The organism is Gelidibacter sp. (genome assembly GCF_035577925.1).
Taxonomy (GTDB): domain Bacteria; phylum Bacteroidota; class Bacteroidia; order Flavobacteriales; family Flavobacteriaceae; genus Gelidibacter.
Window position 1 is genome coordinate 26,633 of the sequence record NZ_DATJCY010000202.1, and the last position, 22,397, is coordinate 49,029.

A 22,397-nucleotide genomic window follows, 5' to 3' on the forward strand; every position below is an offset into this window, starting at 1 on the left:
TGATTGATTAGATTTGGTTTGGGACAGATCTATCAATGTTTAGATGTTATTTAAGGCATCTACAAGTTCGGTCTTTTTGTTCCTGCTTAATGGGATCTCATAGGCACCGACTTCAACATTTTTACTGTTAAATCGATCTACTTTGTCCAAGTTGACAATGTACGATTTATGGATTCTTAAAAACTTGCCTTCCGGAAGTTCCTGTTCAAAAGCTTTCATGGTCGAAAGCACCACTAAGCTGTTTTCTTCGGTGACCAATTTTACATAATCACCAAGTGCTTCAATCCACTTAATGTCTTTGATGTAAACCTTACGTTTTTTAAGATTACTTTTAACAAAGATGTGCTCGCCATCGGCCTCATTGAAATCGAGTTTCAATTTATGTAGTTCTACAGCTTTTTCTACGGCAACATTAAAACGTTCTCTTGTGATCGGTTTGTGCAAATAATCTGTAGCATCATAGTTAAAGGCTTTAAACGCATATTCGGTTTTACCAGTAACAAAAATAATTTGAGGTTTGTTGTTGAGTACATCAAGTAATTCAAAACCATTGAGAACAGGCATTTCAATATCCAAAAAGATGAGGTCCACTTTATGGGTATTTAAACCGTTTTTGGTTTCAAGGGCACTGCTGTATTCAGCAATAAGATTAAGTGAAGGATGGTTTTCAATTAACTTTACAATCGATAAGCGTTGTATCGCAGAGTCATCAACTACTACACAGTTTAAAGTCATAACATTTCATTTATTTAGGTTAAGATATCGACAATAGTACAAAAAATTCGGATAAAAACCTAATATCGTCGGCAAAGTGTTCAATTTAACATATTTTTACCATTATAATATTAGCGTAAATTTAAATAATATTTAGTTGTGAGAACCATTTATAATGATTATTTTTGCAGACATTTTTAATTAATAAATTGAATAATATGAATCATTATGAAACTGTTTTCATCTTAAATCCCGTTTTATCTGAAACACAGATAAAGGAAACAGTAGAGAAATACGAAGATTTTCTTGTTTCTAGAGGAGCAAAGATGGTATCCAAAGAAGATTGGGGCTTAAAAAAATTGGCCTACCCAATCCAAAACAAAAAAAGTGGATTTTATCACTTGTTTGAGTACACTGTACCTGGTGAAGTTATCAACGCACTAGAATTAGAGTTTAGACGTGACGAACGTTTTATGCGCTATTTGACAGTGAAATTGGATAAGCATGCAATCTCTTGGGCTGAAAGAAGAAGAACTAAATTAAAACAAAAAGCATAATTATGTCATCAATAGAACAACAAGCCAAAGGAAAAAAAGATGGGGAAATCAGATATTTGACCCCATTGAATATTGACACAAGCAAAACGAAAAAATACTGTCGTTTTCAAAAATCTGGTATCAAATATGTTGATTATAAAGATGCTGATTGGTTGTTAGGATTTGTAAACGAGCAAGGCAAATTGTTGCCAAGACGTTTAACAGGAACATCATTAAAATATCAAAGAAAAGTATCTGTAGCAGTAAAAAGAGCGCGTCACTTGGCGTTGATGCCTTATGTAGCAGACTTATTAAAATAATTAAAACATAACTATGGAACTTATATTAAAACAAGACGTTGAAAATTTAGGATTTAAAGACGATGTTGTAACGGTTAAGAACGGTTATGGTAGAAATTTCTTAATTCCTCAAGGACAAGCTATTATGGCGACGGCTTCGGCTAAAAAAGTATTGGCTGAGAACTTGAAACAACGTGCTTTTAAAGAAAAACAAATTATTGAAGAGGCTCAAAAACAAGCCGAAGCAATTAAAGCATTGGAAATCAGATTGACTTCTAAAGCAGCTGCAGGTGCAATTGCTGGCGATAAGTTATTTGGATCTATTACGAATATCGATTTGGCAAATGCTTTGGCAGAAGCTGGTATTTCTGTAGATAGAAAATACATTGCTGTAACTGGTGGTATCATCAAACGTTTAGGTCAATATGCTGCTGTGATCAGATTGCATAGAGATGTAACAGTTGATATGACTTTTGACGTTATTGCAGAAGCATAATTTTTGTAATAAAAACTGTAAAAGCCTCAATCCTTTAATGGAATGAGGCTTTTTTCATAAACATAATTTTTATTCTTAATTAAGTATTAAAGTTATTGTTAATAAAAAGAACCAACATTTCAATAACTTCACATTTATGTTAAAATAGGTTTCTTCCCTTTGGGGAGATCAAGAAGGAATCATGAAATATACAAGACTTAGCAAAGAGCAGTTTGAGGAACTGCATCAGGAATTCATCAATTTTTTGGCAACACAATCCATAACGGCTGATGAATGGGCTGCTATAAAAACAAATACACCAGAAGTAGCTGAGGAAGAATTGGATGTGTTCAGTGATTTGGTATGGGAAGGTGTTTTGAGTAAAGTAGCTTATCTGGAACATATTTCTCCACAGCAAATACATTTATTCCATCTGACGGAAAAAAATATGCAGTTGATAGCAATAAAGCTTAAAATTGACACTATAGATTTAACCACCAATCAAGGTTTTGACTGGTTGAGAAATAATCTACTTTCTGATGATGTCGAATTTTTAACAGCCAATAAAGACTATTCTGAAGATAAAGCCTTAGATAAATTTAAGCTCATTCAACAAGGAAGTGTTATTACCAAAGGTAATTTGTTTAAGTATTTTGAGAAGTTAGTGCTTGGAGAATAAAATTAATATTTAAGAATCAAACTAAAATTGTTTTTTGAAAGTCAAGAGATATTTAAACTCTTATGGGTTCTATCCAATTTCAATTTCAACTTCAATTTCAAATTTTACTCATAGCGCAATGATTCCACCGGATCTAGTTTAGCAGCTTTTACAGCCGGTAATAATCCCGCTACAACTGCTACAATAAATGCTATTGTAAATGCACTGAACATGGCCAACCATGGTGTGGAGAACTGGAAATCGGCTGCAGCCGAAACGCCATAGCCAATCAGCACACCTAAAATTATCCCCAATATCCCACCCAGTTGCCCGATGATGATGGATTCCATAAAAAACTGTGTAGCGATGGTTTTTCGTTTGGCACCCAAGGCTTTACGGACGCCAATTTCACGCGTTCGCTCAGTGACCGATACAAATAAAATATTCATCAAAGCTATGGACGATCCTAAAATGGTAATCAGGCTTATGATCCATGCCGCAACATACAGGTAATTGGTTATAGATCCAATGCGGTTGATTAAGTCGTCACTGCGTTCTATTCCAAAATTATTTTCTTCGATAGGATTAAGCCCTCTAATATTTCTAAAAGTCAATATAGCATCGTCTTGCGCGCCTTCCAACATGTCTTTGTTGTCGGTTTTGACACTTAGACTATAGTTAATATTTGGATTCGTAAAAAGTGTTCGTGCTTTTTGAATGGGCAGCATCATGCGCAAATCTTGATTGTTTCCAAAGCTCGAACCTTTGGCCTTTAAAACGCCTATTACCTTAAATTTGGCACCTCTTACGCTTAGTGTCTGACCAATTGGATTGACGTTGTTTAAAAGTGCCTTTGCCAAATCACTTCCGATAACACAGAGTGAACTGCTGTTTTCTATATCAAAAAAGTTAAATTCGCGCCCCTCGCTTACTTCCAATCCAGAGTTTTGGATATAATTTTCATTAACGCCCAAAACCATTACTTCAGGATCTGATTTTTTGTTTTCGAATTTTACTTCGGCCGATTGCGTTCCTATAAATGAAACAGATACTTGTGTGAATGGAAAATTATATTGGGTTTCAAAATCTTTGACATCACGATAACCTATGATTGGATTGATTTTTTGAACTTCCTTGCCACTTTCACGCTGCGTATTAAATTCATAGCGTTGAATATTGAAAGTATTGGCACCCATAGATGAAAAGTCGCTCGAAATAGTGTTTTCCAAAGCAGATACCGCACTCAAAATTCCCACCAAAGCCGTGATACCAATGGCAATTATCAAAACAGTTAAAATGGTACGAAGCAGTTGAGTACGAATGGAATTGAATGCAATTCTGATATTCTCTTTGAATAATGAAAACATAAAAGCGAGGTGTTCTTGTTAAGCTTGATTGTCTATAAGACTACAAACGGTCAATAAAGTTACTATAAATTTGTAAAAGCGATACTATTTTTTTAAATGTTGCTATTTGTGATTGGTTTTTAACCTAATAGTTATGATAGCTTCTTGTTTTTTTGTTCATATTTTACACTTAACTTGTTTTTTTATAACTCCAAACCGCCAATCCGTTCATGACAAGACCATAAACAAGTGTTTTGATAATTTGAGGCAAAATATCCATAAACCCAGAACCTTTAAGCATGACCATCCGCATCACTTGAACAAAGTATTTTATAGGATTAAATTCGGTAATGATCTGTGCCCATTTTGGCATACTTTCAATGGGTGTAAACAAGCCGCTCATTAAAATAAATATCACCATAAAAAACCAAGCAATAAACATGGCTTGTTGTTGCGTGTCCGTAAAGTTTGAAATGAATAAACCAATGCCCAAAACCACTAAAATGTAGATGGAAGTGTAGAAGTACAGGAGTACCAAACTACCTAATATGGGAATGTTAAATATCAAGCGTGCCAATACCAATCCAACAGTTAATAATCCCATTCCAATAACCCAAAACGGAAAGAGTTTTCCGATGATGAACTGACTTTTTTTGATGGGCGTTACGTTAATCTGCTCCAACGTGCCAATTTCTTTTTCTCTGACAATATTCATTCCTGATAGAAAAAGGGTGATCATGGTCACCAACAAAACTAAAATGCCAGGTACCATAAAAGTTTTATAGTTTAAGGTTTCATTATACCAAAATAGAGGGATGGTATCAATATGTATAGGTTGAATTTGAAGATCTGAAATTTGCGCTAAATTGGTTCTAATATTCTTGTTGTAACTTTGTATTATTTGTGTTATATATACATTCTGAACACCAGCGGCGGCACCATCAATGGCATTTATAGTGACCCCTAACGTGTTGTGTTTTTCTTTTTGTAAATCACGTTCAAAATGCCGCGGAATCTCCAATACAACATCGATTTCTCCTTTTAACATCGCGGCACTTGATATTGCTTCTGAAGGAAAATCTGTTAACACATCGAAGTAAGTTGAGGCGTTGAATTTTTCTATTAATGCTCTTGATGTGGACGAATGATCATTGTCGATATAGCTAAATTTGATATTCTTAACCTCAAAAGTAGCAGCATTCGACAGAATAACGAGTTGGAGTAGAGGCAGAACAAAAATGATCGGAAGCATGCCTTTATTTCTAAAGATTTGCTTGAACTCTTTTTGTATGATATAAAGGATTGTTTTCATAATATTCCTGCGATTCCGATAGTTATCGGGAAGGAATCTCTTTTTAAGTTGTTCGTTCTTTCTAAATGTGCTGTAAACCTGACGGTTGATGATGTTTTTTTTGAGACCTACAAGGCTTCCAGAACCTTGCAGGATTTTCTACCCACTAAACTTCACTCCAGTCTAATTTTATACTTTTTCACGCTCAATCCAATAAAAAATAGCGTCATTCCCAATAAAATCAGGGTTTCTTTCCATATAAATTGCAGCCCTACGCCTTTTAGCATAATGCCTTTTATAATGATGATAAACCATTTGGCAGGAATGATGTTGCTAATGATTTGAAGCGGTATAGGCATGCTCGAAACAGGGAAAATAAATCCAGACAATAATATTACAGGAAGCATCAAGCCCATTAATGATATCATCATTGCCGTTTGTTGGGTTGCCGATATAGTAGAGATTAATATGCCCAATGCCAATGAGGTGATGATGAACAATACGCTTTCCAATCCTAGCAAAAACAAACTCCCTTGAACGGGCATCTTAAATATAAAAATGCTCATCGCCACAATGATTATGGCATTGATGATGGACAGAAAAATATAGGGAAATACCTTTCCTACGATGACCTGAAAGGGTTTTAAAGGCGATACCAAAAGGATTTCCATAGTACCCAATTCTTTCTCTCGAGTGATAGAAATCGAGGTCATCATTGCGGAAACCAACATCAAAATAATGGTCATCACGCCGGGAACAAACATATAAACACTTTTCAGTTCCGGATTATAAACCATGCGCGTTTGTGGTATTATTTGGTAAGTAAGTGTAATATCCTTGTTCAGTTGCTTTTGATATTGTTGGAGAATGGCATTTACATAATTGGTAATGGTATTTGCGGTATTCGGATCCGTGGCATCTGTAATAATCTGAATCGTTGCTTTGTGGTCTTTAATGAGGTTTTTACTAAAGTCCTTTTCGAAATTTAAAACGGCTTTGACTTTTCCGTTTTGAAAAACAGCAGCAATATCCGTTTCGCGCGTGATGATTTGCTTGATGCTAAAATATTTTGAAGCTGCTATTTTATTAATAATTTCTTCCGTATTGGCATCTTTTGAATGGTCCAAAATGGCAATATCCACATTGTTGATTTCATTGGTAATGGCAAAACCAAACAGTAAAATTTGGGCAATGGGCATTCCGAAGAGAATAAACAGCGAGCGTCTATCTCTAAAAATATGGTAGAATTCCTTTTGTACAAAACCTTTGAATCTTTTCATGCTACTACCCGCGAAAGCAGAAATCTTTATTTTTTATATTAATATTTCCCGCAGATTTTTAAATCTGTAAACTCTAACTGAAAACTCCTTCTAACCTCTCGCCAATTTCAAAAACACATCATTCATGCTGTCCACTCCAAACTGTTCTTTAAGCTTTTTTGGTGTGTCCAAAGCTTCTATTTTTCCGTTGACCATGATGGAAACACGATCACAATATTCAGCTTCATCCATATAATGTGTGGTCACAAAAACCGTGGTGCCCTGATCGGCCGCTTTATAAATTAGTTCCCAAAATTGACGTCTCGTTATGGGGTCAACTCCTCCTGTGGGTTCGTCCAAAAACACGATTTTAGGATCGTGGATCAAGGACACTGAAAACGATAGTTTCTGTTTCCAGCCTAATGGCAACGAGCCTACCAACTGGTCGGCAACTTTTTCAAGACCTAATTCTTTAATTAATGCTTCTGATTTTTCTTTGATTGTTTTTCTTGATAAACCATAAATTCCACCAAAAAAAGTAATGTTTTCTTTAACGGTTAGGTCATCATACAAAGCAAATTTTTGGCTCATATAGCCAATATTCTTTTTGATGTTTTCTGGGTTCTTATAAACGTCAAATCCTGCTACAGAAGCTTTGCCAAAAGTTGGTGTAGAAATACCGATCAGCATTTTTATGGCGGTGGTTTTTCCTGCGCCATTGGCACCTAAAAAACCAAATATTTCGCCTTTTTCAACCTCAAAAGTGATGGCGTTTACCGCTATGAAATCGCCGAATGTCTTTGTTAATCCTTCTGCTTGAATGACTTTGTTCATTTTTTTAAATTTATACCTACAAGGTTTGATTTATACCTACAAGGTTTTGGAAACCTTGCAGGATGGGATAACTTGTAAGCTATTTAGCCAATTCCATAAAAACGTCTTCAATTGTAGCTTTGGTTTCTTCGATTTCAATTTTTGATAGATTTTTTGATTCTAAATATCCAAGTAATTCCTTCGGATTAAAATCGGATCTTTTATCGGTGTAATGCACAAATTCACCAAAAGGATAAACACTATGGCTGAATTCATAGGCCTTTAAATCATTGATTAATTGGTACATATTATCCGTGCTAACATTGTAGATTGCTTTTGGATAGTTTTTCACGATAGTTTCAGGTGTGTCAATCTCCAATATTTTCCCATCTTGAATAAGTGCCACTCGGTCACAAAGTTCGGCTTCATCCATATATGGCGTTGAAACCAAAATGGTAATGTCCTTTTGTTGCAGGCGTTTTAACATTTCCCAAAATTCTTTTCGAGATACAGGATCAACACCAGTTGTTGGTTCGTCTAAAAACAACACTTTTGGTTTATGAATGAGCGCACAGCATAAGGCGAGTTTTTGTTTCATGCCACCGGAGAGCTTACCGGCCCTACGGTTTTTAAAAGGTTCAATTTGGATATATATATCCTTTATCAGCTCATAATTTTCTTCGATGGTAGTTCCAAAAATAGTGGCGAAAAAACTGAGGTTTTCTTCAATCGTTAAATCTTGATATAATGAAAATTTCCCCGGCATATACCCAACATTTTTCCGAATTTCTTTATAGTTTTTAACAACATCAAAACCTGCCACAGAAGCTGAACCTTCATCCGCGACCAACAATGTGGTCAAAACCCTGAATAGCGTAGTTTTACCCGCGCCATCAGGGCCTATAAGTCCAAAAAGTTCACCTTTTTTAACATCAAAAGAGATGTTTTGTAAGGCTTTTACATTTTTATATGATTTTGATATGTTGGAAATGGAAATATCCATTTACTTGAAATATTCGTAATATCCAGAGATGTTTTCTTCAATACTGTGTTTGATTTTCGAAGCATCTTCAACGGTTTCGGTTTTTGAAAGTGCCGCAATTTTTTCGATCAGTGGATGTAGCCAAATGTGTAGGTTATCATGTGACGGGCCTTGCATTGTACAGTTTTTAACAACATAATTTTTGTCCTCATTTAACAGTTCGGCCAATTTGTGATAGTCTTGCAAGGTGCTTGTTGTTAGCGAATTGAAAGTATTTTGCAGTTTTTGAGCACCTTCGTTTGTTGTTGCATCAGATTGCCATTTGGAGCCATTGTCCATTTCAATTTCTTCTTTCCAGGCATTGCCATACACGTCCGAGTGTTCATCGTCATGATGTTCGTTTGCAACTGCAACAGCGTGTTCAACGGCGTCTGATTTTGTGATCGTTTCTGCGTTTTTGCTGTCTTTACAGCCTACTAAAGCCAATAGGCCGATTGTAAAAAATAAATGTTTCATTGTTTTTGATTTTAGTGATTATTATTAATTATTTGAACTATTTGTTTTTGTTAATCTCCCTTTTCTTTGGAAGTGGTTGATGATTCGATCCATAATTCGGCAGGCATTCCTATTTTTAGACTGCCATCGTTGACAACATCTACTTTTACGGCATATACCAATGCAACGCGTTCTTCTTTGGTTTGGATGATTTTTGGTGTGAATTCTGCTTCCGAAGCGATCCAACTGATCTTGCCTTCATAAGATGCCATCGTATCGGCACTATCAATTTTAACGGTTACTTTTTGGCCTATTTTTATGCTTGCCAATTGTGTTTCACTTACATACACGCGCAATTGCATCGTATTTAAATTGGCAATTTTATAGAGTGGTTTTCCAAATACGGTAATTTCATTGGGCTCAGCATATTTGGATAAAACAGTACCATTTATCGGATTGATTATTTTGCTTTTTTGGATTTGATCGTCCAATTGTTTTAACTGTACGTCAATACTTTTTAGTTCGTTGACCACGGGCGCATTTTGGATTTCAATACTGCGAATTTGGTTTTTGATCACATCGATTTCTCCTTGAACATCATCCCATTGTTTTTGCGTTCCGGCATTATCTTTTATCAGATTTTCAACACGCGATTTATTGGTATTCGCTGTTTTTAATTTGGCGTTCAGTACGTCAATTTGAGATAGTACACCTTTTGATTTTGAGATGATGACTGCTTTTGAAACTTCCAATTGTTCACGTTTTAATGCCAATGGAATGGTGTCGATATAACCAATGAATTGCTCTTTTTTGAGCTTGTCGCCTTCATTAACATCAAATTGCATCAGTTTTCCGTTGTTTTCAGCAGAAATGGTTATTTCTGTAGCTTCAAAATTACCATAGCCATCTGCTTTCTTTTGACCATTTCCGCAAGAAAATAAAATGGTGGCCAAAAGATTTAATCCTAATATATAGCTCTTGGTTTTCATAATTTAATTTCCTTTAATGAGGTTGTAATTGGCTTTTGCCAGTTGTAATTCAATTTTATGCTTCATCAAATTGGTTTGATCTTCATACAAATTGGTCAGCTCGGTGATGTATGCCGAAGTGGTAATAACGCCGTTTTTGAGTTGCGAACTTGCCGATTTTAGAATGTCTTCCCTGAGTTTTATTATTTCTTGATCGGAGGTGATAAATGTTTCAATTTTTTCAATTTCTTTTTGTTGTTGCATCAGTTCAATAGTGGTATTCAACTTAAATGTTTCGGTATCGGTATCGATGATATCTTTATTGATAGCTAAGGATTCGCGTTGTTTTTTATTGGAATTCCAGTCAAAAATGTTCCAGTTCAATTTTGCACCAATCATGTAAAAAGCTTGGAAAGAATTATCCAACATATTTAATCCAGGATTGCCATAGCCGCCCGATGCAAAGCCAATAAGTTTAGGAGCGTTTTGCTTGGAAAGCAAAAGTGAGCTACTTTCAATTTCTTCTTTTTTAAGTTGAAATAAATCCAGTTCTGGTCGGCTCAAATCCGAATTTATTTTTGTTTCGATTAAAGGATTGTGAAAAGTAATTGAAGTATCCAAAGGCTGACCTATAAGTTGTGAAAGCGATTTAATAAACGTTGATTTTGAACTTTTTACTTCGGTAAATTGTTGATTCAATTTTAAAAGTTCGGCTTCAATAATTTTGTCCGATGCAGGCAAAAGAGCACCATGAGTAATGCCAGATTTCACTTCTTTCAACTTGGTTTCCAGTTGATTTTGTTTTGCTTTTAACAAAGTATCTGTTTCCTGCGCCAATAAAATCGAAAAATAAAGCTGATTGATTTTTTGTTTGATCTGGTATAAACTGACTTCAACTTGTTTTTGTTTGGCTTTGAACTGCGCGGATTTTAAGTTTAAAGATGCATCCGTGGCACCACCATTATAAATAAGTTGATTGACCGAAATTGTAGTGCGGTATTGGTCTTTGTTTGGTGGATTAATACCAGTATTCGGAATAGGAACTTCGGTCACTTCCGATTGATATGTAGCCTGCATATCCCAGCTTAATTGTGGAAATTTGGCAGTGGTAATTGCCTCAAGTTCCAATTGATTTTGAGTCGCCAGCAATTGGAACTGTTTGGCTAAAGGATAATTTAAGGTTGCTAGTTTATAACAATCATCAAGCGATAGGCTTTGTTGTGAAACCATTGAGAAGTTTATCAATCCTATGAAAATGATGATTATCCGTTTCATATTATGGGCATTTTATAGAATTAATCAAGAAATTTGCAACTTCTATTTTTCGATCTTCTAAAAATAGATTATAAGCCGCTTCATCTTTTCTTGTAAACGCTTTTATTAACGGTTTTCCTATAAATGGAAAGATATTGAGTGCCAAAATATTTACAAAAAGTTGTTCGGCATCTATTGGCTTTATGATGCCTTGACTGATCTCAAAGTTTACTTTGGCTTTAAATTTTTCGAGATTTGGAAACCCTGGTGTTTGTTTTATTTTTTGAATAAAACTATCATTTCTGTTCAGTTCGCTAATGATGAAATTTGGAAGGTAAGGGTGTTTTGACATAAACGAAATATAATGACTTGTAAAATCCCTGATTTTATCTTCAATAGAAGAATCATCATTTAAAATAATGTTTAATTGAGGTGCAAGTAGTGCGAATACATTTTTAAAAACCGCTTCAAAAAGCATTTGTTTACTTTTATAGTAATAGTGGAGCATGGCTTTGTTAATACCTGCAACATCAGCAATTTCTTGCATTCTGGCACCGTCCATTCCTTTGGATTGGAAAACCTTTTTAGCAGCATCAAGTATTTGCTGTTCTGTAGTTTCTTCTTTTTTCATTTCAACCAATCAGTTTAACCATTTGGTTAACAAAGATAATAAAATATCTTTGAGATACTATTTTTGGTTTCAAAAATATAATACTTGGTAATAATTATCTTATAATCAAATAAGTATAAAATGTGCTTTAAAAACGGAAGAGGTTTTCAATAAAATTTAACCAAAGGATAAAACTATTGGGTAATAATAAATTCCATGTAGAAAATAAAAATGGCCATTGCAAAAATAAAATAGCCAAAACCATTCTTTAATTTATCACCATCCATAAAACTGCTAAGATAGCTTCCAATAAAAATCCCGACCAGTGATATTCCGGTAAAGGTCATTAAAAAAGGCCAATCTATGGTCATGGTCAACGCATCTCCCAAAAAGAAACCCAAAATGGACTTGAAAGCAATAATTATTAATGAAGTTCCAACGGCAACTTTCATTTCGACTTTGGCCAATAAAACCAGCGCTGGAATAATTAAAAATCCACCGCCAGCACCGATCAATCCTGTAATTCCACCTACTATTAATCCTTCAGCCAATATTAAAGGATAATTGTAGGTTACATTTTCATTCGGAACCAGTAACTTTTCCTTTTCTTGTTTAAGCATTGAAAAGGCGGCAGGAATCATCAATAAGGCAAAAAGACCGAACATGCCCATACGTCTTGTAAACTCAAAATCGGCTAGCGTAAATAAAACTTCTGGAAGTATAGGTACTATAAAATATCTGACCATTGTAACGCCAATGACAGATGGAATGCCAAATACTATTGCCGTTTTCCAATCTACAAAACCTTTTGAATGCTGTTTTAATCCCCCAACCAATGAGCTAGTTCCGACAATAAATAAAGAATATGCCGTTGCCGCTTTTTCATCTATGGCAAATAAATAAGCCAAAACGGGAACTGCTAAAATTGAACCGCCACCACCAATGAGGCCTAAAGATATGCCAATGGCTAAGGCACTGAGGTAGCCAAAAAGTTCTATAAGTTCCATAAAAATACGTTAGGTGTCAAAAATAGTTTACTTATAAATATTTTAGTGTAATATTAGTTACAAAGTATTGTAATTTTAATTTTGGAATTAAATTTGGCGATAAAAAATGTTGACTGACCTATAGATATTTTTTAATGTCTTTAACTTTTAAAGAGTATTCATGATCATTTTAATCAATTGATCTTTGATTGTTAAAAGTGTTATGTTTTTGATTTTCATATTGTTTGGTGTTTTTTAACGCAGTTTGATTAAGTACTGTGTAGACGACTAGTTTTATATGAAAGTATATGATTTTTTTATTTCATATTTAAACTGGAGTTGTATTTTTGTCAAATGAATTGCTAAAACGTATGGCAATAGTTAACAAAAGCCTTATAATTGAATTTTTAATATTTGATTTATCATTTTAAAATTTAATTATTAAATTATTCAGTCTAATATTTTATTCGCCGATATAACATGGATGCTATAATTAATTTACTTATCAAAGAGTTTCAATTGCCACTTCATAATCCTGTTCTGATTTTTTCATTAATTCTTTTTATTATTTTGTTAGCGCCCATATTGTTGCAGCGCATCCGAATTCCGGGTATTATCGGTTTAATTATAGCAGGGATAATTATTGGACCAAAAGGTCTCTACATTCTGGAAGATAATGAGTTTGTTAAGATATTCTCAACAATTGGACTATTGTATATTATGTTTATTGCCGGCTTGGAGCTCGATCTGAACCAGTTTAAAGTCAATAAAAACAAAAGTATTGTATTTGGTATCTTTACGTTTATTATCCCACTCAGTATTGGCTTTCCATTATGTTATTACCTATTGAGTATTTGGGATGAGAACTTCAATTTTGGAGCAAGTTTGCTTGTAGCGAGTATGTTTGCAACGCACACACTTTTAACTTATCCAATCGTCAGTAAATTTGGTATTTCTAAAGATAAAGCAGTTGCTGTTGCTGTAGGAGGGACAATTTTGACAGATACCGCGGTCCTTATTATTTTGGCAGTTATATTGGGATCGCATACTGGTGGACTAACGCAGGAATTCTGGATCCGTTTGGTAATATCCCTTTTCTTATATTCCTTGGTTATGTTTTTGGTTATTCCACGAATTGCATCATGGTTTTTTAGGAAATTGGAAAGCGAAAAACATTCGCATTATATATTTGTGCTTTCGGTTGTTTTCTTTTCGGCGTTTTTAGCAGAAATTGCAGGACTTGAGGCTATCATTGGTGCGTTTGCGGCTGGTTTGGCATTAAATAAACTTATTCCAAGTTCGTCAGCATTGATGAACCGTATTGAGTTTATCGGAAACTCGTTGTTTATTCCTTTTTTCCTGATCAGTGTCGGGATGATTGTTGATGTTAGTGTCATTTTTAGTGGATGGACAGCATTGGCTATCGCTGCTGTTCTAACCGTTGCGGCATTGTTTGGAAAATGGCTAGCGGCCTATTTGACCCAACTCGCTTTTAGGTTTAGCAATACCCAGCGCAATCTTATTTTTGGACTTAGTGGTGCACACGCTGCCGCAACGTTGGCTGTAATTATGGTTGGACATCGTGAAGGTATTGTGGACGATGCTATTTTGAATGCCACCGTTATCATTATTTTGGTTTCTTGTTTGGTTGCATCATTTGTTACAGAACATGCTGCCAAAGCCATGGTCAAGGAAATTGAGGAAAATGGTGATCCTGCCCTGGACGATACCATAAAGGAAGAGCAAATTTTAATACCTATTGCGAATCTTGTAAATATTGAAAAGGTACTGGATTTTGCGGTTCTTATCAAAGATAAAAAGTCGGTCAATCCAGTATCCATCTTGACCGTAGTTCCAAATACGGATGAAGCAGAAAAAAGTATTATCAAATCCCGTCAGGAGCTCGAAAAATTTGTTGCTGAAACTTCTGCTTCAGATACGCAGTTAAAAGTTAAAGTAATTATAGATCACAACGCTGCAAGTGGTATTTCGCGTAGTGCCCGTGAGCTTATGGCCGATATTATTTTGTTGGGGTGGCCACAGAAAACAGGGTTCTTGGATAAATTAATTGGCGATAAAATGGAAAGTATTCTGGATAATACAGATAAAACACTTTTTATATGCGATTTTCAAATTCCATTGGTCAACCATAAACGCATTTTTTTGATTGTTCCGCCTGATGCAGAATTTGAAGAAGGTTTTGCTATTTGGATTAATAAAATAGCGAAATTATCGGTAGAGCTTTCAATTCCTATCCAACTCAATTGTACCGAAAAAACCCATGATGCCATTTTAAAATTTGCAGAAACCAACAAGATCTCTCTTCCAATAAGCTTTTCTGTTTTTGAAGATTGGGAAGAGTTTTTTGTTCTTTCACGAGAAATTTCTGAGACCGACTTTATTGTTATGGTTTCTGCACGTCGTGGTTATGTTTCGCATTTTGGTGCATTGGACAGATTGCCAGCTAAATTGGAAAGACATCTAACCACAATTAGTAAGATGGTTATCTATCCACAATAAAATAGTTGACTATTGCTATGTATATTAAAATAATATCTTCATAGAAATTAGAATGATATTTAACACTTATTAGATTCTGTTATTTTTATATAACAGAATCTTTTTTGTTTAGCACTATTTTAAAAGGTATTAGTAAAATAATCCTTTTTCTATACGGTTATGATAATCAAGAAAACTAAAAAGTATTGTTAGTTAATTTTTAGTGATTTTTTCGTCGATCTTTCCGGATTGAATATTTTTTCAAAAGTGGTTAAATCACTTTTTTAATTCCAATATCAAGAAAGACAAAGCTTTTAAATATTATAAAGCGGTAAAATTTAACAATCATATTCGCTTTTATTTTGTATTTTAAGATTGTAATCGATTAAATTTAGTTAAACATGAACCTGATCCATGCAATGATTTTGTTAGTAACCTTTAGCACAGCATCCGTTGAATGTGGTAGTGGTTCAAATACAACTAATTATATGATAAATTCCAATAACGATTTTACATCGCCATTAATAAGTGCTGTTTCTAAAAAAGATTTAAAGCTTGTGGCTGAAATATTAAGATCTAAACCAGATATGGAAGTAAAAGATAACAAAGGAAGAACGGCTTTGATGATCGCCACATATAATCAAGATAATTTGATTGCTGAAATGCTTATAAAAGCTGGTGCTAATGTTAATGCACAAGATAGCATGTTGAATAGTCCTTTTTTATACGCGGGTGCCAGTGGAAACTTGACGATTTTAAAATTGTGTCTTGCTAATGGTGCTAATTTTGACATTTATAATCGCTATGGTGGAACAGCTTTAATACCGGCAGCTGAAAAAAGACATTTGGAAGTTGTCAAAGTATTGTCAGAACTACCTGATTATCCTATTGATCATATAAACAATCTTGGTTGGACGGCTTTATTGGAGGCGATTATTTTGGGGCCAAAAGGTAAAGCACAAGTTGCAATTGTAAAAATATTGGTAGAGGCAGGTTGCGATGTTAATATTGAAGATAAAGAAGGAATAACACCCTTGCAACATGCTAAAAATAGGGGTATGGATGAGATTGTAAACATACTGTTAGAAGCAAATGCCCTAAATTAAAATCATTCTTTCTTATAAAAACAAGCTTTGTTTTATCTTAAAGATGACCACGAAGATTTGTGGTGTAATTTTGAAATATTTTTTAAAAACCGTTAAATATCAGTCTTGATTAGTAAGGAGCAATCAAGACTGATAAGGAAGTTTTAAAGATCTTTCTTTGCCAGATAGAAATCTACTTTTTCGACAGAATCGTCAGCTAATCTTGCATTGAGTTCGTCTAATGTTTTTGGTGGTCCAACGATAATTTTATCGCCTTTTTTCCAATCTAACGGCATGGCAACTTTGTGCTTGTCCGAAATTTGAAGTGCTTCTAAAACTCGTAAAATTTCGTTCATGTTTCTACCTACATTTAAAGGATAATACATGATCAGTCGTATTTTTTTACTCGGATCTATAAAAAACACGGCTCTAACAGCGGCAGTTTCACTTTCATTAGGTTGTAGCATGCCATATAGTTTTGCTACTTTCATATCGATATCTGCAATAATTGGAAAGTCAAAATAAACGCCCGTTTTTTCCCTGACATTTTGTACCCATCCCATGTGCGAGTGGATGCTGTCAATGCTTAAACCTAATAACTCAGTATTTAAAGCATCAAATTCACTTTTTCGAGATGCAAATCCACTCAATTCTGTAGTGCAAACCGGAGTGAAATCGGCAGGGTGCGAAAACATGACCACCCATTTATCTTTTGCAAAATCCGAGAATTTTATTTTCCCTTTGGTTGTGACGGCCTCAAAATCTGGCGCATTGTCACCAATTCTAGGTATTGACCTAACGTTTTGTAATTCTAAATTTGTTTCCATAATTGTTATCTTGTTCTTTAATTTATAAACTTAAGCTATAATGGCATTTTGGGCAAGCACAACGCGTAAAACTTGTTCTGTTTTTGTGAGGCTGCCATAGTGGTAAATGAATCTTAATTGTCTTTTAGGGCTCAATTTTTAAATTGTTCAACGGCATCACTTAAGTCATATATTTCTATTCCCTTCAATTCATTTTCTAGGATACTGCTTCCTGCTGCACTGCGGTAACCGCCCGCACAGTGAACTACAATAGGTTTGTTGATTGGAATATTTTTTGAAGTTTCTCGCAAATCATAAAGAGGATGTGTAAGTGCGTTTTTGAAAATTTTTCCTTCACTGATTTCGCTTTGGTTTCTAATATCTATAATGGTATAGTTATCTGGGTTTTTCTTGAAATCGGCAAGATCCAATGATGGTGTTTTAACGAGGTTTTCATCAGCGAGAGTAATCACTTTTTTAACCTGTTTTTCATAGCCTATTTTGGCCAAACGATTTAAAATTTTGTTTTTGTTTTCTTTGTGATCAATAACTAAAGTGAAAGGTTCATTCGGTAAAACAATAGCGCCAATCCAGGTTTCAAATTTTGAAGTATCTGAAACCGCTTGGATATTGATACTTCCTTTTAAATGGCCGTTTTTAAAACTTTTGCCATCTCTAATATCAATAATAAGGCCTGTGGCCGAGGCTTTTTCGGTAAATGGAATTTTTTCAATGGTTGATTTTAAATTATCTGCACCGGTTTTATTCGTGTCCACATTAAATCCAAAATAAGATGGGATAAACGGTTGTCCATCAAGCAAGGTATCTATAAATTTTTCTTTGGACTTTTCTTTAAAGGCCCAATTATGCATGCGCTCGTCACCTAAAGTGCTACTTGCTGCGCTGCTCAAGTTTTTTCCGCATAAAGAACCTGCACCATGGGCCGGATATACAATGGCGTTATCGGGTAAGTCCTTGAATTTTGTGGTAACCGTATCATACATCATTTTGGCTAGTTCTTCGCGTTTGGCCGTCATGTTTCCCACATTTTCTCTAAGATCAGGTCGCCCTACATCGCCAATAAATAAGGTGTCTCCCGTAAACATTGCGGTTTTGTCATTTTCAGTAGCAACAATCGTAATACTATCTGGTGAATGACCAGGTGTGTTAATGGCGCTTAAAGTGACAGTTCCTAAAGTAATGGTATCACCATCATCAAATCCGATATGTGGATAATCAGCACCAAGTTTTTTACTGTTATAAATGGTTGCTCCGGTTTTTTTATGGATTTCGAGATGTGAGCTCACAAAATCGGCGTGAGGATGGGTTTGGATAATGGCGACTATATCGGCGTTGTTTGCTTTTGCAAAATCATAATATTGCTCCGGATCTCTTTCGGGGTCAATAATGGCCATTTTGCCATCACTCACTATAGCGTAGGAATAGTGGGATAGAGGCTTGTATTCAAATTGTTTGATATTCATAATGTTCAAATTTTAAAAATAAAAAATATTATAAACGACTGTAATTTTTATGGATTGTTGAAATCATGTGGTCAGTTTTTTAAAACTGCAGAATTGAAAATTCTGAGTGGTCCCAAAAGGAGTTAAATGATCTGCTGTTAGGCATCTTGTTTTTTCAAAGCCCGATTCAAATGTTTTAATCAATCCATTTTCATCATATTGCGAAATTTCCAAGCCACTACATTTGGTAGGGCCTTGGGTTGAAAACGTACCGATAATCAATCTATCTGTCACAAATTTGTTGGTAAGGTTTGTGTAGGTTTTTATTTCTGACGCTGAGGTCAAAAAATGAAACGCAGCACGATCGTGCCACAAATCGTAGGTCATTGTAGGTTGAAACGAAATAATGTCAGAGACAATCCATTGTATTTTATCGGCTTTTGTACCCAATCTATTCTTTGCTTTTTCCAGAGCATGGTCAGAAATATCCAAAACAGTAATGTTTGTGTAGCCTTCTTCCAGCAAAAAATCTACCAATTTACTGTCGCCGCCTCCAATATCAATTATTTTGGCTGTTTTGGGCATATTTGCTTCTTTAACCAAAGCTAAGGAAATTTCAGGCTTTATTTGCGTCCAGCTAACTTGATCCGGATTTTTGTTTTTATATAAGGATTCCCAATGTTCTTTTGTATTCATCATTTGTTTTATTGGTATATTGTTGCTATTCTGAAAACAGAAATTGCTGATTTTGAGATTGTATAAAGATAACGATCTTGTGGTAGAATGAATGTAACTTGGGTTACAAATACGGTAAAAACTTAGATTGTCGAATTTTACGATCTAACAATTGATTGCTGTTTTCTGTTTTTCGAAAAGGATAAAATTGTTGTATTTCTTATTTATAATTGGACTTGCACCTTGAACCGGGTGTTATTTTTTATGGAATAATTTTTTTAGTTCTTCCACGGATGGAGAAGTCTGGAAGGCGATCTTATCAAAATCGTTTAAGTTTTTGGTAAATGCTAAAGTACCAACATATGCATTGTTGAGATTGAAGCTCAAAGCCTTGATTTTATGGAAGCCATCAGTTAGTTCTGATGAGATGGTATGGACTCCGTCAGTTACCGGAATGTGTTTTAAATGGTCATCAATACCTTTTCCTATGGCTTTTACAATGGCTTCTTTTCGTGTCCAGAATTTATAAAAGGTCAAATGTTTATTGCGGCGCATGTTAAGCCCTTCCATTTCATTCGTACTGAATATATTTGATAAAATTTCGGGATAATTAAAATCGGTGTTTATATATTCGATATCAACACCTATTGCACTGTTGGCAATGGCAATAAGAGCATAATTGGCCGTGTGTGAGATATTAAAAAAAACTGATGGATGTAATGGTAAATAGGGTTTTTTGTGTGAATCAATATCAATGATTATTTTGGTAATATCCTCATTTATATGTTCAGCCAGGAGATGTTTTAGTATAATTCTACAAATAATAAATCTGTTTTGATCTTTTTTAAAATGATATCGTTCACTTCGATTGCGTTCAGAATCTGATAAAAAAGGAACCAATTCAGGGACTAATTCTTGATATCCCATTGAGTTTTGATCGTGCACAAAATTAATTTCTTCTTCTGCTCAAAACAAATCGATGACAATATCTTGAGGTGTTATGGTATAAGCTTTGGTTGCAATAGCGTGGTTGTGCTCCATTTTATACGGAACATTAAATTGCATTTCGTATTGTTTTTCTTTTCCATGTTTTAATTTTAAAAAGAAGCCAGAAATTTGGATTTTCAACAATTCTTGTTGATTTGTTCGCTTAGAAATAAAGTTTAATAAAAGGCTGTTTTGTAATCTATTGGACTTACCATATAGCATTTTTGGGATGTCATTGAGAATGTCAGGAAAATCATTACAAACATTATAAATATTTGGATATCGGGCTTTATTTTCTGGTGTTGATGGTTCGCAGAGATCAATTAATTTTTCTTCTGTATCTTGAAAAACAATTCCCTGTCCGCTCTCTTTGGATGCGAATTATAAGCGGTTTCCATGATCAATATATCAAAATAAGGTTCAAAATAACTAAGATACTCAGTTTTTGTACCTCCGAAAGGGGGTGTGTCATTAGCAAAGGTGTCATTAAAAAGTAAACCTACCAATTTTCCATTGCCACGAAGTAATTCTGAAGCTTTTTTACTGTAAGAATCCCTTAATTTTGGATCGATTGCACAAAAAAAAGTTTGCTCGATAATGAGGTCAAAAGACATTTCTAAATCGAAAAAATCACGATGGATCAAATGTGTGGATGGAAATAGTGGCACGCGCTTTTTAAAATTGTCCAACGCCGTTTTTGAAAGATCGGCAACATGCACGTTTTTGAACCCATTATGGTGCAAATATTCGGCTTCATACGAATTTCCGCCTCCAGGAATCAATATCTTTGAATCCTTATTGGTCAATTGGTCAAAATAAGCTTTGAGAGGCGAAGAGATCATGCCCAAATCCCAACCTGTATCTTTGTTCTTATAACGATTGTCCCAAAATGCCTCTGATAAATTCATTAATTGGACGTCTTTATGATATTTATAATTTCCTCCTTTTGAAGTAATCCGGATTGCCGCCAAACTTGTTTGCCATTTTTAAACAATAACATGGTAGGGACACCTCTTACTTGGTATTTTGTTGCTAAAGCCTGGTTTTTATCGACATCTATTTTTATAATGGAAATAGTGTCGCCCAAATCATCTTTTACTTCTTTTAAAACAGGTGCTAACATTTTGCACGGTCCACACCATTCAGCAAAAAAATCTACTAAAACAGGTGTGTCCTGATTGATTAATTCTGAAAATTTGCTCATTTTTAATTAGATGGAAAAAAATTGTTTTTTAATCTATTGAAGGATATCCAAGTATTTTCAATTGTTCCTTTACTAGTGGCACATCTCCTTCAGATGAATGATTGAAAGATACCTTACCACGTTCTACATCTACTTGTAAGTGTGTGATGTTTTCAAGATTTGAAAGTTTAGTGGTGATGGTATTTGCACAACCACTACAAACAATATTTTGTACCTGTATTGTAGTTTTCATAAGTTTAGTCGTAGTTTAAAATCCCGCCCTTTAAATCGTATATTTTTTTAAATCCCAAGGCAGATAACTTGTCTGCGGCCCGTTTACTTCTATTTCCACTTCTACAGTAAATATAAACAGGTTGTTGCATATCCAATTTACTAAACTCGGCATTGAATTCTTTGGAGAAAAAATCGATATTTTCAGCGTATTTAATGTGTTTTTCTTTATATTCTTCAGGCGTTCTTACATCAATTAGTTGTACTTTTTTATGAGATATGGAATCTTTGAAAGCCTGAACTTCTAAAATCAAATATTGATCATTTTGTTGTGCATTTGCACTAAAAAATGAAACAATAAGTACCATAATAGCTATTAATTTATTCGTCATTTTTTTTTGTGTTTTTCAAAATTAAAAAACTTGTATTAAAGTTTAAGCAACTAATGTTACACAGTAATTTGGTGTATTTTAATTTTTGTTTAAGTGATTAAAATTTTTATTAAGAGCTTGTTTAAATTTTAACGAAATATTTATTTTGAAAGTCCTTATTTTTCTTAGTTGTATTTTTATGCTCTTTTTAGCATCTTTTAGCTGTTGATTACTTGCTTTAGCCCGCTAAATATGCATGGTCAAAGATTAAAATCTATCTGAAAACAACTACAAAAATTCAAACTATAATTTTTAAACAGGCTCTAAAGATAATCATTGAAAGGTTTATTCTACAATAATTAGCAATATCATCCAACATTCTCGATTCCTTATAATTTCGATCATCTATTT

The 22,397-nt window shown here is 34.4% G+C and carries 26 protein-coding genes; 6 read left to right on the forward strand and 20 right to left on the reverse strand.

Going from position 1 to position 22,397, the window contains the following annotated elements; all coding sequences use genetic code 11:
- Positions 1-39: 39 nt before the first annotated feature.
- Positions 40-735, reverse strand: a complete 696-nt coding sequence (locus tag VNJ50_RS07775; protein ID WP_325580628.1) for a LytTR family DNA-binding domain-containing protein — start codon at positions 733-735, stop codon at positions 40-42.
- Between the two features lie 197 nt (positions 736-932).
- Here VNJ50_RS07775 and rpsF point away from each other — a divergent pair, with 197 nt between their 5' ends.
- The 4 genes from rpsF (at position 933) to VNJ50_RS07795 (ending at position 2,703) form a co-directional block, all read left to right on the forward strand.
- Entirely contained in the window at positions 933-1,271 is a 339-nt protein-coding gene (gene rpsF / locus VNJ50_RS07780) for a 30S ribosomal protein S6 (RefSeq protein ID WP_325580630.1), read from the forward strand.
- Between the two features lie 2 nt (positions 1,272-1,273).
- Positions 1,274-1,570 (forward strand): 30S ribosomal protein S18, encoded by a 297-nt coding sequence (gene rpsR, locus VNJ50_RS07785; protein ID WP_027124835.1) that lies wholly within the window; start codon positions 1,274-1,276, stop codon positions 1,568-1,570.
- A 13-nt stretch (positions 1,571-1,583) separates the two neighbouring features.
- Positions 1,584-2,045: a 50S ribosomal protein L9 gene (gene rplI / locus VNJ50_RS07790; RefSeq protein WP_325580632.1), complete on the forward strand. Its 462-nt coding sequence runs from the start codon at positions 1,584-1,586 to the stop codon at positions 2,043-2,045.
- 181 nt (positions 2,046-2,226) lie between these two features.
- Complete coding sequence (locus VNJ50_RS07795) at positions 2,227-2,703, forward strand: DUF6495 family protein (protein WP_325580634.1); 477 nt, start codon at positions 2,227-2,229, stop codon at positions 2,701-2,703.
- A gap of 104 nt (positions 2,704-2,807) precedes the next feature.
- Here VNJ50_RS07795 and VNJ50_RS07800 read toward each other — a convergent pair whose 3' ends face one another.
- The 10 genes from VNJ50_RS07800 to VNJ50_RS07845 all read right to left on the reverse strand — a co-directional run bounded on the left by VNJ50_RS07800 (position 2,808) and on the right by VNJ50_RS07845 (position 12,707).
- The gene (locus VNJ50_RS07800; RefSeq protein ID WP_325580636.1) at positions 2,808-4,049 is read right to left on the reverse strand and encodes an ABC transporter permease; all 1,242 of its coding nucleotides are present in this window, start codon (positions 4,047-4,049) and stop codon (positions 2,808-2,810) included.
- Between the two features lie 169 nt (positions 4,050-4,218).
- Positions 4,219-5,340, reverse strand: a complete 1,122-nt coding sequence (locus VNJ50_RS07805; protein WP_325580638.1) for an ABC transporter permease — start codon at positions 5,338-5,340, stop codon at positions 4,219-4,221.
- Positions 5,341-5,492: 152 nt separating this feature from the next.
- Entirely contained in the window at positions 5,493-6,599 is a 1,107-nt protein-coding gene (locus VNJ50_RS07810) for an ABC transporter permease (protein WP_325580640.1), read from the reverse strand.
- A 90-nt stretch (positions 6,600-6,689) separates the two neighbouring features.
- Complete coding sequence (locus VNJ50_RS07815) at positions 6,690-7,412, reverse strand: ABC transporter ATP-binding protein (protein WP_325580642.1); 723 nt, start codon at positions 7,410-7,412, stop codon at positions 6,690-6,692.
- 79 nt (positions 7,413-7,491) lie between these two features.
- Positions 7,492-8,394, reverse strand: coding sequence for an ABC transporter ATP-binding protein (locus tag VNJ50_RS07820; RefSeq protein ID WP_325580644.1), 903 nt, complete (start codon positions 8,392-8,394; stop codon positions 7,492-7,494).
- Positions 8,395-8,889, reverse strand: a complete 495-nt coding sequence (locus VNJ50_RS07825) for a hypothetical protein (protein WP_325580646.1) — start codon at positions 8,887-8,889, stop codon at positions 8,395-8,397.
- Between the two features lie 50 nt (positions 8,890-8,939).
- Positions 8,940-9,857, reverse strand: coding sequence for an HlyD family secretion protein (locus VNJ50_RS07830; protein ID WP_325580648.1), 918 nt, complete (start codon positions 9,855-9,857; stop codon positions 8,940-8,942).
- A 3-nt stretch (positions 9,858-9,860) separates the two neighbouring features.
- Positions 9,861-11,111 carry a TolC family protein gene (locus tag VNJ50_RS07835; protein ID WP_325580650.1) on the reverse strand — a complete coding sequence of 417 codons (1,251 nt, stop codon included), beginning with the start codon at positions 11,109-11,111 and terminating at the stop codon, positions 9,861-9,863.
- Between the two features lies 1 nt (position 11,112).
- Entirely contained in the window at positions 11,113-11,721 is a 609-nt protein-coding gene (locus VNJ50_RS07840; RefSeq protein ID WP_325580652.1) for a TetR/AcrR family transcriptional regulator, read from the reverse strand.
- Between the two features lie 173 nt (positions 11,722-11,894).
- Positions 11,895-12,707: a sulfite exporter TauE/SafE family protein gene (locus VNJ50_RS07845; RefSeq protein ID WP_325580654.1), complete on the reverse strand. Its 813-nt coding sequence runs from the start codon at positions 12,705-12,707 to the stop codon at positions 11,895-11,897.
- A 459-nt stretch (positions 12,708-13,166) separates the two neighbouring features.
- Between VNJ50_RS07845 and VNJ50_RS07850 the strand changes: the two genes are divergently transcribed.
- Positions 13,167-15,206 carry a cation:proton antiporter gene (locus tag VNJ50_RS07850; protein WP_325580656.1) on the forward strand — a complete coding sequence of 680 codons (2,040 nt, stop codon included), beginning with the start codon at positions 13,167-13,169 and terminating at the stop codon, positions 15,204-15,206.
- 380 nt (positions 15,207-15,586) lie between these two features.
- Positions 15,587-16,291: an ankyrin repeat domain-containing protein gene (locus VNJ50_RS07855; RefSeq protein WP_325580658.1), complete on the forward strand. Its 705-nt coding sequence runs from the start codon at positions 15,587-15,589 to the stop codon at positions 16,289-16,291.
- 143 nt (positions 16,292-16,434) lie between these two features.
- Here VNJ50_RS07855 and VNJ50_RS07860 read toward each other — a convergent pair whose 3' ends face one another.
- The 9 genes from VNJ50_RS07860 to VNJ50_RS07900 all read right to left on the reverse strand — a co-directional run bounded on the left by VNJ50_RS07860 (position 16,435) and on the right by VNJ50_RS07900 (position 22,007).
- Complete coding sequence (locus VNJ50_RS07860; protein ID WP_325580660.1) at positions 16,435-17,097, reverse strand: peroxiredoxin; 663 nt, start codon at positions 17,095-17,097, stop codon at positions 16,435-16,437.
- A 131-nt stretch (positions 17,098-17,228) separates the two neighbouring features.
- Entirely contained in the window at positions 17,229-18,560 is a 1,332-nt protein-coding gene (locus VNJ50_RS07865; protein WP_325580662.1) for a rhodanese-like domain-containing protein, read from the reverse strand.
- 63 nt (positions 18,561-18,623) lie between these two features.
- Positions 18,624-19,235 (reverse strand): class I SAM-dependent methyltransferase, encoded by a 612-nt coding sequence (locus tag VNJ50_RS07870; protein WP_414652881.1) that lies wholly within the window; start codon positions 19,233-19,235, stop codon positions 18,624-18,626.
- Between the two features lie 234 nt (positions 19,236-19,469).
- Positions 19,470-20,141 carry a 4'-phosphopantetheinyl transferase family protein gene (locus VNJ50_RS07875; protein ID WP_325580666.1) on the reverse strand — a complete coding sequence of 224 codons (672 nt, stop codon included), beginning with the start codon at positions 20,139-20,141 and terminating at the stop codon, positions 19,470-19,472.
- A 39-nt stretch (positions 20,142-20,180) separates the two neighbouring features.
- Positions 20,181-20,342, reverse strand: a complete 162-nt coding sequence (locus VNJ50_RS07880) for a hypothetical protein (protein ID WP_325580668.1) — start codon at positions 20,340-20,342, stop codon at positions 20,181-20,183.
- A 182-nt stretch (positions 20,343-20,524) separates the two neighbouring features.
- Positions 20,525-21,109 carry a methyltransferase domain-containing protein gene (locus VNJ50_RS07885; protein ID WP_325580670.1) on the reverse strand — a complete coding sequence of 195 codons (585 nt, stop codon included), beginning with the start codon at positions 21,107-21,109 and terminating at the stop codon, positions 20,525-20,527.
- Positions 21,109-21,405 (reverse strand): thioredoxin, encoded by a 297-nt coding sequence (gene trxA / locus VNJ50_RS07890; RefSeq protein ID WP_325580672.1) that lies wholly within the window; start codon positions 21,403-21,405, stop codon positions 21,109-21,111. Before trxA ends, VNJ50_RS07885 begins: the two co-directional genes overlap by 1 nt.
- Positions 21,406-21,433: 28 nt before the next feature.
- Positions 21,434-21,637, reverse strand: a complete 204-nt coding sequence (locus VNJ50_RS07895) for a heavy-metal-associated domain-containing protein (protein WP_325580674.1) — start codon at positions 21,635-21,637, stop codon at positions 21,434-21,436.
- 4 nt (positions 21,638-21,641) lie between these two features.
- Complete coding sequence (locus tag VNJ50_RS07900) at positions 21,642-22,007, reverse strand: rhodanese-like domain-containing protein (protein ID WP_325580676.1); 366 nt, start codon at positions 22,005-22,007, stop codon at positions 21,642-21,644.
- Positions 22,008-22,397: the final 390 nt, after the last annotated feature.